Annotated in this window: 16 protein-coding genes; 4 read left to right on the top strand and 12 right to left on the bottom strand. The window is 31.5% G+C overall.

Annotated elements, in window-relative coordinates; translation table 11 throughout:
• Positions 1-17: 17 nt before the first annotated feature.
• From QM746_RS02420 to QM746_RS02430, 3 genes are read right to left on the bottom strand one after another with little or no spacing between them, the layout of a single operon-like run.
• The gene (locus QM746_RS02420) at positions 18-437 is read right to left on the bottom strand and encodes a SufE family protein (RefSeq protein ID WP_414982753.1); all 420 of its coding nucleotides are present in this window, start codon (positions 435-437) and stop codon (positions 18-20) included.
• A gap of 47 nt (positions 438-484) precedes the next feature.
• The gene (locus QM746_RS02425; protein WP_414982754.1) at positions 485-1,612 is read right to left on the bottom strand and encodes a glycosyltransferase; all 1,128 of its coding nucleotides are present in this window, start codon (positions 1,610-1,612) and stop codon (positions 485-487) included.
• 3 nt (positions 1,613-1,615) lie between these two features.
• The gene (locus QM746_RS02430; RefSeq protein WP_374361418.1) at positions 1,616-1,834 is read right to left on the bottom strand and encodes a uroporphyrinogen decarboxylase; all 219 of its coding nucleotides are present in this window, start codon (positions 1,832-1,834) and stop codon (positions 1,616-1,618) included.
• Positions 1,835-1,982: 148 nt separating this feature from the next.
• Here QM746_RS02430 and QM746_RS02435 point away from each other — a divergent pair, with 148 nt between their 5' ends.
• The gene (locus QM746_RS02435) at positions 1,983-4,499 is read left to right on the top strand and encodes an ATP-dependent Clp protease ATP-binding subunit (RefSeq protein ID WP_414982755.1); all 2,517 of its coding nucleotides are present in this window, start codon (positions 1,983-1,985) and stop codon (positions 4,497-4,499) included.
• Positions 4,500-4,532: 33 nt separating this feature from the next.
• Here the strand turns inward: QM746_RS02435 and QM746_RS02440 are convergent, their stop codons facing one another.
• Both QM746_RS02440 and QM746_RS02445 read right to left on the bottom strand, forming a co-directional pair.
• Positions 4,533-5,105 (bottom strand): hypothetical protein, encoded by a 573-nt coding sequence (locus tag QM746_RS02440; protein ID WP_414982756.1) that lies wholly within the window; start codon positions 5,103-5,105, stop codon positions 4,533-4,535.
• 11 nt (positions 5,106-5,116) lie between these two features.
• Positions 5,117-5,647, bottom strand: a complete 531-nt coding sequence (locus QM746_RS02445; protein ID WP_414982757.1) for a hypothetical protein — start codon at positions 5,645-5,647, stop codon at positions 5,117-5,119.
• Between the two features lie 300 nt (positions 5,648-5,947).
• Between QM746_RS02445 and mnmA the strand changes: the two genes are divergently transcribed.
• The 3 genes from mnmA to QM746_RS02460 all read left to right on the top strand — a co-directional run bounded on the left by mnmA (position 5,948) and on the right by QM746_RS02460 (position 8,907).
• The gene (gene mnmA, locus QM746_RS02450) at positions 5,948-7,144 is read left to right on the top strand and encodes a tRNA 2-thiouridine(34) synthase MnmA (RefSeq protein ID WP_414982758.1); all 1,197 of its coding nucleotides are present in this window, start codon (positions 5,948-5,950) and stop codon (positions 7,142-7,144) included.
• A gap of 26 nt (positions 7,145-7,170) precedes the next feature.
• Positions 7,171-7,533: a hypothetical protein gene (locus QM746_RS02455; protein WP_414982759.1), complete on the top strand. Its 363-nt coding sequence runs from the start codon at positions 7,171-7,173 to the stop codon at positions 7,531-7,533.
• A gap of 144 nt (positions 7,534-7,677) precedes the next feature.
• Positions 7,678-8,907: a DUF6051 family protein gene (locus tag QM746_RS02460; protein ID WP_414982760.1), complete on the top strand. Its 1,230-nt coding sequence runs from the start codon at positions 7,678-7,680 to the stop codon at positions 8,905-8,907.
• 10 nt (positions 8,908-8,917) lie between these two features.
• Here QM746_RS02460 and QM746_RS02465 read toward each other — a convergent pair whose 3' ends face one another.
• From QM746_RS02465 to QM746_RS02495, 7 genes are all read right to left on the bottom strand, one after another.
• Positions 8,918-9,661 carry a LytR/AlgR family response regulator transcription factor gene (locus tag QM746_RS02465; RefSeq protein WP_414982761.1) on the bottom strand — a complete coding sequence of 248 codons (744 nt, stop codon included), beginning with the start codon at positions 9,659-9,661 and terminating at the stop codon, positions 8,918-8,920.
• A gap of 113 nt (positions 9,662-9,774) precedes the next feature.
• A complete protein-coding gene (locus QM746_RS02470; protein WP_414982762.1) occupies positions 9,775-10,074 on the bottom strand; it encodes a 2TM domain-containing protein in 300 nt (99 codons plus the stop codon).
• The gene (locus tag QM746_RS02475) at positions 10,061-10,357 is read right to left on the bottom strand and encodes a 2TM domain-containing protein (protein WP_414982763.1); all 297 of its coding nucleotides are present in this window, start codon (positions 10,355-10,357) and stop codon (positions 10,061-10,063) included. Before QM746_RS02475 ends, QM746_RS02470 begins: the two co-directional genes overlap by 14 nt.
• Positions 10,358-10,359: 2 nt before the next feature.
• Positions 10,360-10,668: a 2TM domain-containing protein gene (locus QM746_RS02480; protein ID WP_414982764.1), complete on the bottom strand. Its 309-nt coding sequence runs from the start codon at positions 10,666-10,668 to the stop codon at positions 10,360-10,362.
• The gene (locus tag QM746_RS02485; protein WP_414982765.1) at positions 10,659-12,002 is read right to left on the bottom strand and encodes a 2TM domain-containing protein; all 1,344 of its coding nucleotides are present in this window, start codon (positions 12,000-12,002) and stop codon (positions 10,659-10,661) included. Before QM746_RS02485 ends, QM746_RS02480 begins: the two co-directional genes overlap by 10 nt.
• A gap of 28 nt (positions 12,003-12,030) precedes the next feature.
• On the bottom strand, positions 12,031-12,321 hold the full coding sequence (locus tag QM746_RS02490) for a 2TM domain-containing protein (protein ID WP_414982766.1): 291 nt from the start codon (positions 12,319-12,321) through the stop codon (positions 12,031-12,033).
• A gap of 189 nt (positions 12,322-12,510) precedes the next feature.
• Positions 12,511-13,296 carry an alpha/beta hydrolase gene (locus tag QM746_RS02495; protein WP_414982767.1) on the bottom strand — a complete coding sequence of 262 codons (786 nt, stop codon included), beginning with the start codon at positions 13,294-13,296 and terminating at the stop codon, positions 12,511-12,513.
• Between the last annotated feature and the right edge of the window lie 223 nt (positions 13,297-13,519).

Consider the following 13,519-nt stretch of genomic DNA (forward strand, 5'->3'; position numbering starts at 1 on the left):
ATATGCTAGAATTTTGGTCACGATTTTAATTGAAAAGCTACTGCGTAGAATTTAATTTGCTTAGTCATTGCCATTAATCCATTGGCTCTGGATGGTGATAAAAACTCTTGTAAACCAATTTTTGCAATAAAATCAAAATCAGAATCCAAGATTTCTTTTGTAGTATGTCCGCTGTAAATTCTCACCAAAAGAGATACAATTCCTTTGGGAAGAATGCCGTCTGAATCTGCATTAAAAAACAATTTACCATCTTTGAATTCGGCATCTAACCATACTTTAGACTGACAACCTTTTATAAGATTTTCCTCCGTTTTTTTATCTTCGGCTAAACCTTTCAGTTCTTTTCCAAGGTCTATAATGTATTCGTATTTTTGTTCCCAATCGTCTAGAAATTCGAATTCATCTATTAATTCTTGTTGTTTTTCTTGTATTGTCATGGTACAAAGTTAATGATTTTGGAAAAATTGTGTATAAAATAAAAATATTATGACAAACTACTTTTTGTAAATTTGAATTGCTTGTGCTGAGGTGCTACTCTATCAAAAAGTTCTAATAATTTTGGTTCTTCGTTTTCCCAACAAAGATCTTTTGCAGCAGTTTCTAACAGAGGAACATAAGAACCTTTCCCCTTTTCTAAAACAATTTTTATTTTCTCTGCCAAATGTTTTGGTTCGTGAGAAGAAATAAATTCGCCCACATTGTATTTTTCTACAATTTTTTGCATTTCGGGGAATTTAGAAACCACCACAGGAACTCTGGCTTGTATATAATCTGAAATTTTATTCGGAAGAGAATAGTAATAGCTTAAACCTTTATTTTCTTCGATGCTTAATCCTACATCAGCTTTTTCGGTTATTTTTCTAAGTTCAATAGGACTTAGATTTCCTAAGAATTTAACTTTATTTTCTAGATTTAATTTTCTTACTAAATCTTTGTATTCATCGGTCATTGGTCCTCTTCCTGCAATGTGAAATTCTGCTCCTTCAATCAGTTGCATAGCTTCAATCATTTTATCAATTCCTCTAGAAAAATTGATGGCACCTTGGTATAAAATAATTTTAGGATTGTTATCCGTTAATTTTGGCGAAGGAAGTTTTTTGGGTAAATTTCTTACGACAACAGGTCTCTTAATTCCATAATTTTTTACAAACCAATCTGCATAACTGTCATTAGCAATCATGGTATATTTCAATTTCGGAACGATAGATTTTTCTAATAATCTCCAAATGTGCTGAACCCAACGATTGGTAACAGAAGGCATTTCTGTAAAAATCTCGTGACTATCCCAAATCATAGGGATTTTTTTTCTTTTGGAAACCAAATAATTGGGTAATAAAGCGTCTAAATCATTCGAAAGCAAAATAGAATTTTCATTTGCTCTCTTCATTAGTTCTTTATACAATTTCCATTGAAATTCTAAGTAAGCAAAACGAAGAATTTTAGATTTTAAAGAGATTCTTTTAAAAAAATAAGGACGAGACATTTCTGGTTCGCCGCCCCAATTATTGCCAATTAATTCAATTTGGTATGCGTTTTCGTGCAAAGATTTGCACACTTTTTCTACACGTTGGTCGGTATATAAATTATTAAAAACACTTACCAGAATTTTCATAATTTAGTTTCGTTTTATAAGATGATATATTTGTACAATACAAAGAATTCCGTTGGGGATAATAACAGGCCAAAGCATTCCGCTGAAAATACCATAAATAACGAATGCAATACATCCCAAAAGATTTATTACACGTATTTTCTTAATATCTTTCAGCATAAAACTAAGGATAATAAAAACAGATGCAGCATAACCTACATAATCTGACCAGTTTTCGCTCATATTTAAAAAAATTGGACGACAAATTTACTTTAAATTTTATAAAATAATGTCATTAAGTCATAATAATAGTTTGGTAAAGTATTTGTAACTTTGATATGTAAATAAGATTTTGGTCTTATTTATACAATTTATTAATGAGAAAATCGCTATGGAAAATAAATTCTCAGAAGGCTTAAACAAAGTCTTCAAACAAAGTAAAAGTGAGGCAAAGAGACTGCAAAGCGAGTTCCTTTCTACAGAGCATTTTTTGCTAGGAATTATTAAAACTGATAATTCTGCAAAAGATATTCTAGAAAATCTACAAGCAGACCTTACTCAAATTAGAAGAAAAATAGAAAACATGAATGTTAATACCAATCCTTTTGCTGAAGAAAAGGATAGTATTTCGTTAACTAAACTTGCAGATTATGCCTTGAAAAGAGCAGATTTAGAAAGCAGACAATATAAATCTTCCGAAATTAATACCGTGCACCTTCTTTTAGGTATTTTATACAAAATTGAAGACCCTTCAACCAGTATTTTAGGTTCTTATGATATTGATTATGAAAGTGTTGTGAAAGAATATAGAGCAATGCTTAAAAATTCTGGCCAGTTGCCAAAAAGTTCTGCGTACGATGACGATGAAGAGCGTGAAGAATATGGACAAATGAAAAAGCCAACTGGAAATATTGCTGCCGGAAAAAGCAAAACTCCAACGCTGGATAATTTTGGTAGAGACCTTACAGCTCTGGCTTCCGAAGGAAAACTAGACCCCGTAATTGGTAGAGAAAAAGAAATTGAAAGAGTTTCTCAGATCCTGTCAAGACGTAAGAAAAATAATCCGCTTTTAATTGGTGAACCTGGTGTTGGTAAATCTGCAATTGCTGAAGGTTTGGCACTTAGAATTCATCAGAAAAAAGTTTCTAGAGTGCTTTTTGGTAAAAGAGTAATCACTTTAGACTTGGCAAGTTTAGTTGCTGGCACAAAATATAGAGGTCAGTTCGAAGAAAGAATGAAAGCTATCATGACGGAATTAGAAAAAAATCGTGATGTAATTCTTTTCATAGACGAACTTCATACCATTGTTGGTGCTGGTAGTTCTACAGGTAGTTTAGATGCTTCTAATATGTTTAAACCAGCATTGGCAAGAGGCGAAATTCAATGCATTGGAGCTACAACTTTAGACGAATATCGTCAATACATAGAAAAAGATGGTGCTTTAGAACGTCGTTTCCAAAAAGTAATGGTAGAACCAACCTCTATTGAAGAAACGATTTTGATTTTGAATCAAATTAAAGACAAATACGAAGACCATCACAATGTAACTTATACGCAAGAAGCTATTGCCGCTTGTGTAAATTTAACAGCAAGATATATTACAGACCGTTTTTTACCAGACAAAGCGATTGATGCAATGGACGAAGCGGGCTCTAGAGTGTATATCAAAAATATGAAAGTTCCTACCGAAATTATTGAGCACGAAGCTAAAATTGAGGAAATTAAAGAACTAAAACAAAAAGCTGTAAAAGCCCAAGATTATCTGGAAGCTAGAAAATTGAAAGACGAAGAAGAACGTCTTCAAATGGAATTAGCTGCCGCTCAAGATAAATGGGATAAAGAAGTTAAAGAGAAAAAAGAAGAAGTTACCGAAGAAAATGTAGCAGAGGTAGTTTCTATGATGTCTGGCGTTCCTGTTACCAAAGTAGGCAAAAACGAAATGGATAAATTGGCAGGAATGGATAATATGCTGAACGGAAAAGTAATCGGTCAAGAAGATGCAGTAAAAAAAGTGGTCAAAGCCATTCAAAGAAACAGAGCAGGTCTTAAAGACCCAAACAGACCAATTGGTACATTTATTTTCCTTGGAACAACAGGGGTTGGTAAAACTGAGTTGGCAAAAGTAATGGCTCGCGAATTATTTGATTCTGATGAAGCTTTAATCAGAATTGATATGAGCGAATATATGGAAAAATTTGCAGTTTCCAGATTGGTGGGTGCGCCTCCAGGATACGTTGGTTACGAAGAAGGAGGACAATTAACCGAAGCTGTTCGTAGAAAACCTTATGCTGTAGTTTTGTTAGACGAAATAGAAAAAGCGCATCCAGATGTTTTTAATATTTTGTTACAAATTTTAGACGAAGGTCATGTTACCGATTCTTTGGGCAGAAAAGTAGATTTCCGCAATACCATTATTATATTAACGTCTAACATCGGAACCAGAGATTTAAAAGATTTCGGTGATGGAGTAGGATTTGGTACCAATGCTAAAAAATCTTCTTCTGATGCCAGAGCGAGAGCTACGATAGAAAATGCTCTTAAAAAAGCTTTTGCACCAGAGTTTTTAAACAGAATAGACGATATTATTATCTTTAATTCTCTTGAAAAAGAAGATATTAAGAAAATTATAGACCTAGAACTTGGTAAATTATACAAACGTTTAGAAAAACTAAACTACAAAGTTCAGTTAACGGATGAAGCCAAAGATTTTATCGCAGAAAAAGGTTGGGACAAAGATTTTGGAGCGAGACCTCTAAAACGAGCTATCCAAAAATATATAGAAGACCTTTTAGCAGAAATGCTCGTAAACAAACAGTTTACAGAAGGCGAAGAAGTTGTTTTAAAACTGAATGATGCCAAAGATGCTTTAGAAGGTGAAACGCCAAAGAAGTCTAAAGAAAAAGCATAAAAATAGAAGCCTTCGAAATTTTCGGAGGCTTTTTTAGTTTATTTCTATTGAATTAATAACTTTTTGAAAATCTTCTTCACATGAATCAATATTTGTATCATTTAAAGTTATTTGATAAAAAGTATCATCATTTGGAATTGCAATTAAAGTACTCCTGAAAAATACCTTTTCCCCATTATTTGTTTTAAGGTATCCTTCAAATTTAGTAATAAGACCATCTTTACCACCAATTTTTATCTCTTTAAGGGAATCAGTAATTTGAAAATCTTCAATAGAATTTGAAAATCCTTTTAAGCTAATTTCTAAAGATTTTTTAAAATCTATAATAGATTTAGTAGCGTTAGGTCTTAAAAGAACTTGGATATTAGGAGTATAAGTTCCTTTTTTATAAGGAGCACCAAATCTTGAAATTTGAACAGATTGATTGTTCTTTATTATTTCTTGTTTTGTTTTTTCGGGAAAAATATATTTGTTGTTTAAACTATTAATGATATCCGATTTTTGAAATTCTTTCCAGCCTTTAGGTGGAATGATTTTAAAATTATTCTGAGAGTATGCTAAATTCATACTAAAGCTCAAAAAAAATAAAAAGAATATATTTTTCATGTTATTATTTTTTACAACCCAAAAACCACTCCAACTTGTGGTGTAAATCCACTACTGAAAATACTGCCGTTTTGTTTCCAAAGTACGTTATACATGGCGCCAATTTGCATATAAATGTTGTTTCCAACCTTCGTTATGTAACCTCCTCCAAAGTATAATGCAGCTTCATCTCTTCCTGTTCTATCTTTTGTTCCTTTAAGTTTTTGAGTAATAATATATTCTTGAAATTGTGCAGTAGCATAAAAATTTCTCGCAAAATAATAGTTTGCATAAGGGCCAATACCGAAAAGAGTAGTAGAGTAGAGGTCAGAATCTAATAAACTGAAACTTGCAATTCCGCCAAATTCTAAATTCTCCGAAATTTTGTAACCCACTCTTGGCGCAACAGAAACTCCGAAGGTAGAATAAGTGCCAAAAGTACCGTTAATACTTGCAGAACCACCAAAAGTCCATTTTCCTGAGTTTATAGAGGAAGATTCGTTAATTTGGGCAAAAGCAAACGTTGACGAAAGGAATATTAAAGTGAGAATTAGTTTTTTCATTATTTGAATTGATTTTCTTTGTAAAAATATAAAAATTAGACGATGTGATGAGACGTAAAATTGATAATTCGGTAATTTTAATCGAAATGTAGGTTGAAAAGAATTCGAAAAAAGTGATTTATAGCCCCGATGTAGCATTGTTTGAGCTCTCCCGAAGAAATTTTTTTTCGGGAAGCGAGTGCGTACAGCGGGACTGAGCGTGATAGAATTTCTAAATGTCTTGCTTCTGAAAATTTGTAAAAATATTGTTGTATTTTTGTGGCATCAAACCTAAGGACTCCCGTTAAGAGTCTCGTAAAATTGAATAAAATGAAAATAGTAGTAGGCCTTTCTGGAGGCGTAGATTCTAGCGTTGCAGCGTATCTTTTGCAGCAACAAGGGCACGAAGTAATCGGGCTTTTTATGAGAAATTGGAACGATGCTTCCGTAACTTTAGAAGACGAATGTCCGTGGATTGAGGACAGTAATGATGCACTTCTCGTCGCAAAAAAACTAGGAATTCCGTTTCAAGTGATCGATATGAGCGAACTCTACAAAGAACGTATTGTAGATTATATGTTTGCCGAATACGAAAAGGGAAGAACCCCAAATCCTGATGTTCTCTGTAACCGAGAAGTGAAATTTGATGTTTTTCTGGAAACCGCACTTTCGCTAGGCGCAGATAAAGTAGCAACGGGACATTATGCCAGATTAGATTCTTTTTCTAACGAAAATGGGGAAGACGTATATCAACTTTTGGCAGGGAAGGATAATAATAAAGACCAAAGTTATTTCTTGTGTCAGCTTAATCAAAAACAGCTTTCTAAAGCACTTTTCCCGATTGGTGAGCTTACCAAACCTCAAGTAAGAGAAATTGCCAGAGAAATGGAATTGGCAACGGCAGATAAAAAAGATTCTCAAGGTCTTTGTTTCATTGGGAAAGTAAGTTTGCCCACTTTTCTTCAGCAACAATTAAAAGCTAAAGAAGGCGAAATTGTAGAAATTTTCAGTGATTTTGCTGAATATCACAAAGAAAAACCTGAATTTACTTCAAAATTAGAAGAATTGGAATTTCTCTCCGCAAAAATCAATTATAAAAAATCTGACGGAAAAGTAATTGGCAAACATCAAGGTGCACAATTCTATACGATTGGTCAAAGTAAAGGTTTGGGAATTGGCGGTCATAAAGAGTCTTGTTTTCTCATTTCCAGAGATATGGAAAATAATTTGGTTTATGTTGGAGAAGGAAGAAATTTCCCTGGATTGTATAGAAAAGCTCTTAAAATTGACAATTCTGAAGTTCATTGGATAAGAGAAGATTTACGCCTTAAAAATGGAGAATCTAAGGAAGTTTTAGCGAGAATTAGATACAGACAACCGCTAGAAAAAGCTACGCTTTATCAGTTTGAAGAAGGATTTTTTATAGAATTTGAAAATCCACAATCTGCAATTGCAGAAGGACAATTTGCAGCTTGGTACGTTGGCGAAGAATTGTTGGGAAGCGGCGTTATTAGTTGAGAATGGAGAATTGAAAATTTAAAACTATGATAAAAAAACAAATAGATTTAAAAGATTTACATTCTATTATTTTCCTAGAAAAAGGGAATTATGATATATGGTTTCTTGGAGGTTTTGGATTACAATTGAAAGATTTTCACATTAAAATACTTGATTCTGAAAATAGGACTATTCAAATAAAAGAAAATCTGCTTAAAAAGCAAGATTTTAAGAATGGTAAAAGGGCAAAAAAAGTATTTACTTTTCAAATCCAAAAATCGAATGATTTTCAATTAATTATCAGTAAATCCGAAAGTGTAATTGTATATAAATCAAATTTAGTTTTAGCAAATTTTTTTTCAAAAAGAGTTGAGAATAAAGAATTAAAAATTTTAATTGAAAAAGATTAATGTTGAAACTTATTTTTAAAAAATTAAGGAAAAGCAGTCCAATTCGGGCTGCTTTTTCTATGTTTAGAATACAAAAAAACCTTATAAATAAAGGCTTTGAAGCAATAAAACACTCAACTTTAAAGTTATATTTAAAACAAGCCTATGAATTACAATAAATTATATGACATTTTGAAGGAAAACTTCGAAAAAGAAGGCGATTTTAAAGTAATTAAGGATTTGAATTTAACCATTGAAACCATTCCTTTTCAATCTAAAAAAGCAGATTTGTTAAATGGTTCTTTCTGTGAAACTTCATGCGAAAAACATCATGCAAATTTCAAAGAAAATAACGAAAAATACACACTTTACGGTTTTCCTGCGATTGATGCAAAAGACTTTGACATCGAAAGAAACAAACATTTTGATTACTATATTCTAAAAAGAGCAGATGTAGAAATTGCAGAAGGAACGATTATTTTTTTCCATGGATTGAATGAGAAAAAGTGGGATAAATATTTACCTTGGGCTTATGAATTGGCTCAAAAAACCAAAAAAGCAATTATCCTTTTCCCGATTGCATTTCACATGAACAGAGCCGAAGAAATTTGGAGCGATAGACATGCAATGCTAGAAATAGCACAATTCCGACAAAAAAAATATCCCGAAAATACCAATTGTTCTTTTGTAAATGCGGCAATTAGTTCTCGATTAGAATCTCATCCTCAAAGAATTTTTTGGTCTGGTTTTCAGACGTATTCTGATGTAATACAAGTAGTTAAAAATATTAGAAATTATCAGGTTAAAAGTATTTCGCCAGAAACTTCTATTGATTTATTTGGCTATTCTATTGGCTCGTTTTTATCGATGATTTTAAAAATGGCTGATCCGGAAGGAATTTTTGAAAACTCAAAATTATTCTGTTTTTGTGGTGGAATGACAATTGACAGAATGTTCCCGATTTCGAAATACATTATGGATGCAAGAGCTGCCATCAAAATGCAATCTGTTTTTGCAGAATTATTGAGTTCTGATTTTCAACAAGATGAAAGATTAGGACATTTTCAGGACGAGAAATTACATCCGCAGGAAAGTTGGTTCAAAATGATGTTGAGGTACAATTATTTTCAAAAAGAAAGAGAAGAAAGAATTAAAAAACTGCATCACCAAATAAAGCTCTATGTTCTTGAAAAAGATGAAGTTGCGCCTCCAATTGAAGCGCTCAACACTTTGCAAGGTGGTTACAGAAATATAAAAACTGAGGTGGAAATTCAGGATTTTCCGTTTGAATATTCTCACATGGTTCCGTTTCCTTTAACGAACAAAATTCAGAAAGAAGTTACAGAAGCTTTTCATCATTTTATCAATTCTGCGAGTGAGTTTTATAATTCTTGAAAATTGAAATTTACTTTACCAACCAATCCTTAAAATCTTTCACACGCTCTCTGCTTACCGTAATTTCTTCAGCAGGTTGCGCCTGTAATTCTACTTTATAATACGGAGAAGTGTGGATGTTTTTAATACAATCTGAACTAATGATAAATTGTCTGTTCACTCGGAAAAAAGTCTTTTTGTCTAGCACTTCTTCCAGTTCGTCTAGCGTAAAATCTGTGGGAAAACTGCGTTCTAAAGTTTGCGCATATACAATCTTATTTTCGGAGTAAAAACAACAAATTTCTTCGGTTTTTATCACTTTCAAATTATATCCAATTTTTACCAAAATTCTGGAAAGTTTTGGTTGTTCTTCTTTAATTAAAGATTTCATTTCCAAAGCGTTGTGCGTTTCTTCGGAAGGTAAAAAATTTTTAAATTTTTCTATAGATTGAGCTAAATCTTCCTCCGAAATGGGCTTCAAAAGATAATCTATAGAATTGAGTTTGAAGGCTTTTAAAGTGTATTGATCAAAAGCTGTGGTGTAAATGATGAAACTTTTGGTTGGAATTTTTTCAAAAATATCAAAAGACAAACCATCTCCCAAAACAATATCTGAAAAAATTAACGTAGGATGTTCGTTTTTAGAAAACCAATCAATTGCTTCTTCTACAGAATTGAGCGTTGCAACTAATTGTAAATCAGAAAAATTGCTCAAAAGTCTTTCTAGTTTTCTGGCAGCTGGTTTTTCGTCTTCTATAATAATTGTTTTAATCATCTTTTAATTTTCAAAATGTTTATATTTTTACTACCCCGTCAAAATTTTCTTTCTAAATTTTTTTTGTCTGAGAGAAAGAAAATTTTGCCACCCCTTCTGAGAGAAGGGGAATTTTAGGATTGGTTTTTGTCTTTGTCCATCAATTCTCTAATTTTTTTTTCTTCCCAGTTTTTCCCGAGGATGAAATTAGGCAAAAAAACCGATAAACCGTGTGCTGTAAGTCCGATTCCCCAGAAAAATGTTCCCCAAAAATTTTTGAATTCAAAGTTTCCTGTTTTTTGAAAATTCAAAGCAACTATAAGAATGTTTACCAATACAAAAACCAGTGCATGAATGTAAAAACCTTTTACTTGTTTTACTCTTTTTTTTGCATTTAAGTATTTGATATTGTTTTCGTTATTAATTATTTCCATTTTCTTCGTTTTTGATGTATTTTTCTATTGTTTTTCTTTCCCAATCATAGTCTAAAACAAAAAGTTTTACGGCTTTCACGGCTAATATAATTCCCCAAATCCAAAAAATTATTGAAATTCTTCCGAAACCAAAATTGAATTTATCAAAAGAAAATAAATCTGAACCGTAAAATAATAAAAATAATATGCAGAAAATGAGCAAACTAACTACAAATTTTCTAATTCTGGCAACATGTTCTTTTGCTGCTTCGTATTTCATTTTTTCTATATCGTTATTTTCCATAATTATTTGTTTTTGAGTTGTTTATTCATTAATTCTTTGGTTTTTCTTTCTTCCCAATTGTTAAAAAAAGGAACGAAAAGGTAAATGCCATAACCAGCAAGGAAAATTCCCCATAAAATAACCATCCAAACGGTATAATTTTTCGCAATATCAGCTAAATTTCCGTTGTAATTTTTGTTGATAAGAAAATATCCAACAATTAGAAATCCGATAACCAAGTAATAATAAGTTTTAATCTCTTTCACTCTTTTTTCTGCTTTTTTATAAGCGATATTCTTGTTAAATTCTTTATTTTCCATCGTTATTTCCATTTTTTATCGTTTTCATCTTCTTTTTCCATGTATTTTTTTATCTGTCTTTCTTCCCAATCTCTTCCAATACCAAATGTTTTGAAAGCATGAGAAATTACTCCAATTCCCCAACCTAGCATTGGCCAAAAAGCCCACCAATATGACGGATTAGTTCTCCAATTGATGAAGAAAAGAAACGGAATGAAAACACAGTATGAGATTAAATTTCCGTAGAAACCTTTCAGTTCTTCTACTCTTTTTGCTGCTTTTTCGTAAGCAGATTGTTCTTGTGATGGCGAAAATGTATTCATCGCTTTTATTTTTTCTTTTAAAATCGGCAGTTTTACTCTGAAAAAAGCTTCAGATTTTTCTATAAAAACATTTCTATCTGTTAGCAAATTATATCTGGAAACAATGTTTGCCAAACCAACTCCTGTAGATTTATGAGGAAGTTCTCTTTGTTGTAAATTGTTTTCAATAATAAGATTTCCGTTTTCTACAAAAATTTTGATATTCAAAGGTTTAGAAGAAGTTGCAAAATTATGTTTGATGGCATTTTCTAATAAAAGTTGCAAAGAAAGAGGCACTACAAAACCTTTTTTGTCTTCTTCGGAGATGGTAAATTCAAAAGTTACAGCGTCTTCGAATCTTGTTTGTAGCAATTCACAATAGGTTTTAGCAAAGTTTATTTCTTCTTCTACCGTCACCATTTCTTTGTCTTTTTGTTCGAGAACATATCTATAAATTTTAGACATAGAATTTGTAAAACGTTGCGCCAAAGCAGGATTTTCCTCAATTAAAGAATCTAAAACATTCAAAGAATTGAACAGAAAATGTGGGTCTAATTGATTTTTGAGACTTTCGAATTGTGCATTGGCAGATTTGGCAATAAGTTTTTGTTCTACTATTTCTTGCTTTGCATTTTTTTTCATGGCAAGCATAAAGCCTTTCGCATGTCCAATTGCCGCAATGAGAAGAGAAAAATTAATAAAAAACCAATTGATAAAATTCAAATCTCCGTTGAAAAATTTTTCATGACTTTTACCTTGTATCAAAACGAAATTGATGTAATTGCAAGCATAAACAAGGATAATATTTAGGAGCAAAGTTCCTATAACGGCGGCAATGGTTCTTTCTTTGGTTTGTTCGGTCCAAGAGAATTTAGAATCCAGATAATCATTTAGATAGCTGTTTCCCAAACCGATGCAAAAAGTGTACATTGCCGAGATTAAAAAATACAACAAATATCTTTGTATGGTTTTATCTCCTCCATCAATCATAAAGATAAAAACACTTATAATTAAGTTGATATACAGAAGATTAAGTGCGTTTTTTTTAATTTTCTCAAGATTCATTTTTCCTAAAATTATAGTTTTTGAAAGCTTATTTATTCATGTATTCTTGAATTTTTCTCTCTTCCCAGTTTCTTCCCAAAATAAAACTTGGTGCAAAAACAGAAACTCCGTGAGCTAATAATCCAAATCCCCAGAAAAGGGCTGTCATATATCCATCAGCATTTGCAAAACCTTGGTTAGATTCTATACTGTTTGATATAATAATAAAAAGGTTTACACAAATATAAACAATAGCGTGAATGTAAAAGCCTTTAATTTTTTTAACCGCTCTTTTTGCTTCTTCTAATTTTGTGTTTGGTGTGTTGTTGTACGTTTTCATAAGTATATTTTTAATTGTTTTTCATTTGCCTTATGCAATCCTTCGGATTTCATAATGTTTTGTTTTTTTAATTAATATTTTGTGATTGTTTTTAAATTTCTTGATGTAAAGGTATTCTAAGAAAGGCGTTTTTAAAATTTTATATAACCGAACCGTAATTTTTAAAGTCCGAATCGTAAAAATTAGTTTCTACTTTAAATTTTCGTTGACTTTAGTGATAATTACATCCGGATTAATGATTAAAGCCTTGATGTGGTCTCCACTGTATTCGATGAAATTTTTTGGTTCTGAAGCAGTCTCGAAAAGTTCTTTTCCTAAAGCAAAAGGAATGTCTTTGTCTTCCTTGCTATGAATTAAAATCTTGGGAACAGAAACCAATTTTATATCTTCTTTTGCAGAATAAGGCGAAACAAGATATTTTTTGATAACATCTTTAGCTTCAGGTTTATAACTGCAAGCCAAATCTGTGAAAGAAGTAAAAGCTCCATCTAAAATAAGCATAGAAATGTCTTTAGAATTTTCTTTAGCCAAATGTGTAGCAATTTGAGTTCCCAAAGATTGTCCATAAAGGATAATTTTAGTGTTTTTAATCTCTTTTCTATTTTTTAAATAATCAAAAAATTGTTGTCCGTCTTTTGCAACATTTAAGTGAGTTGGCGTTCCAGATGATTTACCATAACCTCTAAAATCTATCATAATTACTTGATAATTAGCATTAAGAAAAGGAATGGCCATTTTTTGAAAGTAAGTAACGTTTCCGCCAGCGCCATGAAAAAATACCAAAGTAGCTTTTGGGTTTTCTTTTTTGAAGAAAATTCCGGTTATAGAATCCTGTTCTACCTTTAAACTAAATTCTTCGTGAGGAAGTGTAATTGGATTAATCACTTTATTTGGATAATAGAACTTGTCGTCCATTTGTGCGTTTGCGAATTGTAAGAAGAAAGTCGTAATTAGGAGTAATAATTTTGTTTTCATAATTTTTAAATTTTAAAGATTGTTTTATTGATTTTTTGTAACTGTTTAAATTTCTTGATGTAAAGATATTGTGACAAACTACGGTTTCAAATTTTATAAAACTGAACCGTAATTTTCTTGTACTGAACTGTAAAAAATTTCATTTTTTCTATTTTAGAATGCTAAAGAAGCATAGAAAATTCGGAGAGTTAATAAATTTTCGACATAAAAAAACCTTTCTGCG

It is taken from the genome of Cloacibacterium sp., from assembly GCF_047601505.1.
Lineage (GTDB): Bacteria > Bacteroidota > Bacteroidia > Flavobacteriales > Weeksellaceae > Cloacibacterium.

Coding starts and splice junctions, on each gene's coding strand:
- QM746_RS02420 (WP_414982753.1), bottom strand. CDS start 437: ATGACAATACAAGAAAAACAACAAGAATTAATAGATGAATTCGAATTT.
- QM746_RS02425 (WP_414982754.1), bottom strand. CDS start 1,612: ATGAAAATTCTGGTAAGTGTTTTTAATAATTTATATACCGACCAACGT.
- QM746_RS02430 (WP_374361418.1), bottom strand. CDS start 1,834: ATGAGCGAAAACTGGTCAGATTATGTAGGTTATGCTGCATCTGTTTTT.
- QM746_RS02435 (WP_414982755.1), top strand. CDS start 1,983: ATGGAAAATAAATTCTCAGAAGGCTTAAACAAAGTCTTCAAACAAAGT.
- QM746_RS02440 (WP_414982756.1), bottom strand. CDS start 5,105: ATGAAAAATATATTCTTTTTATTTTTTTTGAGCTTTAGTATGAATTTA.
- QM746_RS02445 (WP_414982757.1), bottom strand. CDS start 5,647: ATGAAAAAACTAATTCTCACTTTAATATTCCTTTCGTCAACGTTTGCT.
- QM746_RS02455 (WP_414982759.1), top strand. CDS start 7,171: ATGATAAAAAAACAAATAGATTTAAAAGATTTACATTCTATTATTTTC.
- QM746_RS02460 (WP_414982760.1), top strand. CDS start 7,678: ATGAATTACAATAAATTATATGACATTTTGAAGGAAAACTTCGAAAAA.
- QM746_RS02465 (WP_414982761.1), bottom strand. CDS start 9,661: ATGATTAAAACAATTATTATAGAAGACGAAAAACCAGCTGCCAGAAAA.
- QM746_RS02470 (WP_414982762.1), bottom strand. CDS start 10,074: ATGGAAATAATTAATAACGAAAACAATATCAAATACTTAAATGCAAAA.
- QM746_RS02475 (WP_414982763.1), bottom strand. CDS start 10,357: ATGGAAAATAACGATATAGAAAAAATGAAATACGAAGCAGCAAAAGAA.
- QM746_RS02480 (WP_414982764.1), bottom strand. CDS start 10,668: ATGGAAATAACGATGGAAAATAAAGAATTTAACAAGAATATCGCTTAT.
- QM746_RS02485 (WP_414982765.1), bottom strand. CDS start 12,002: ATGAATCTTGAGAAAATTAAAAAAAACGCACTTAATCTTCTGTATATC.
- QM746_RS02490 (WP_414982766.1), bottom strand. CDS start 12,321: ATGAAAACGTACAACAACACACCAAACACAAAATTAGAAGAAGCAAAA.
- QM746_RS02495 (WP_414982767.1), bottom strand. CDS start 13,296: ATGAAAACAAAATTATTACTCCTAATTACGACTTTCTTCTTACAATTC.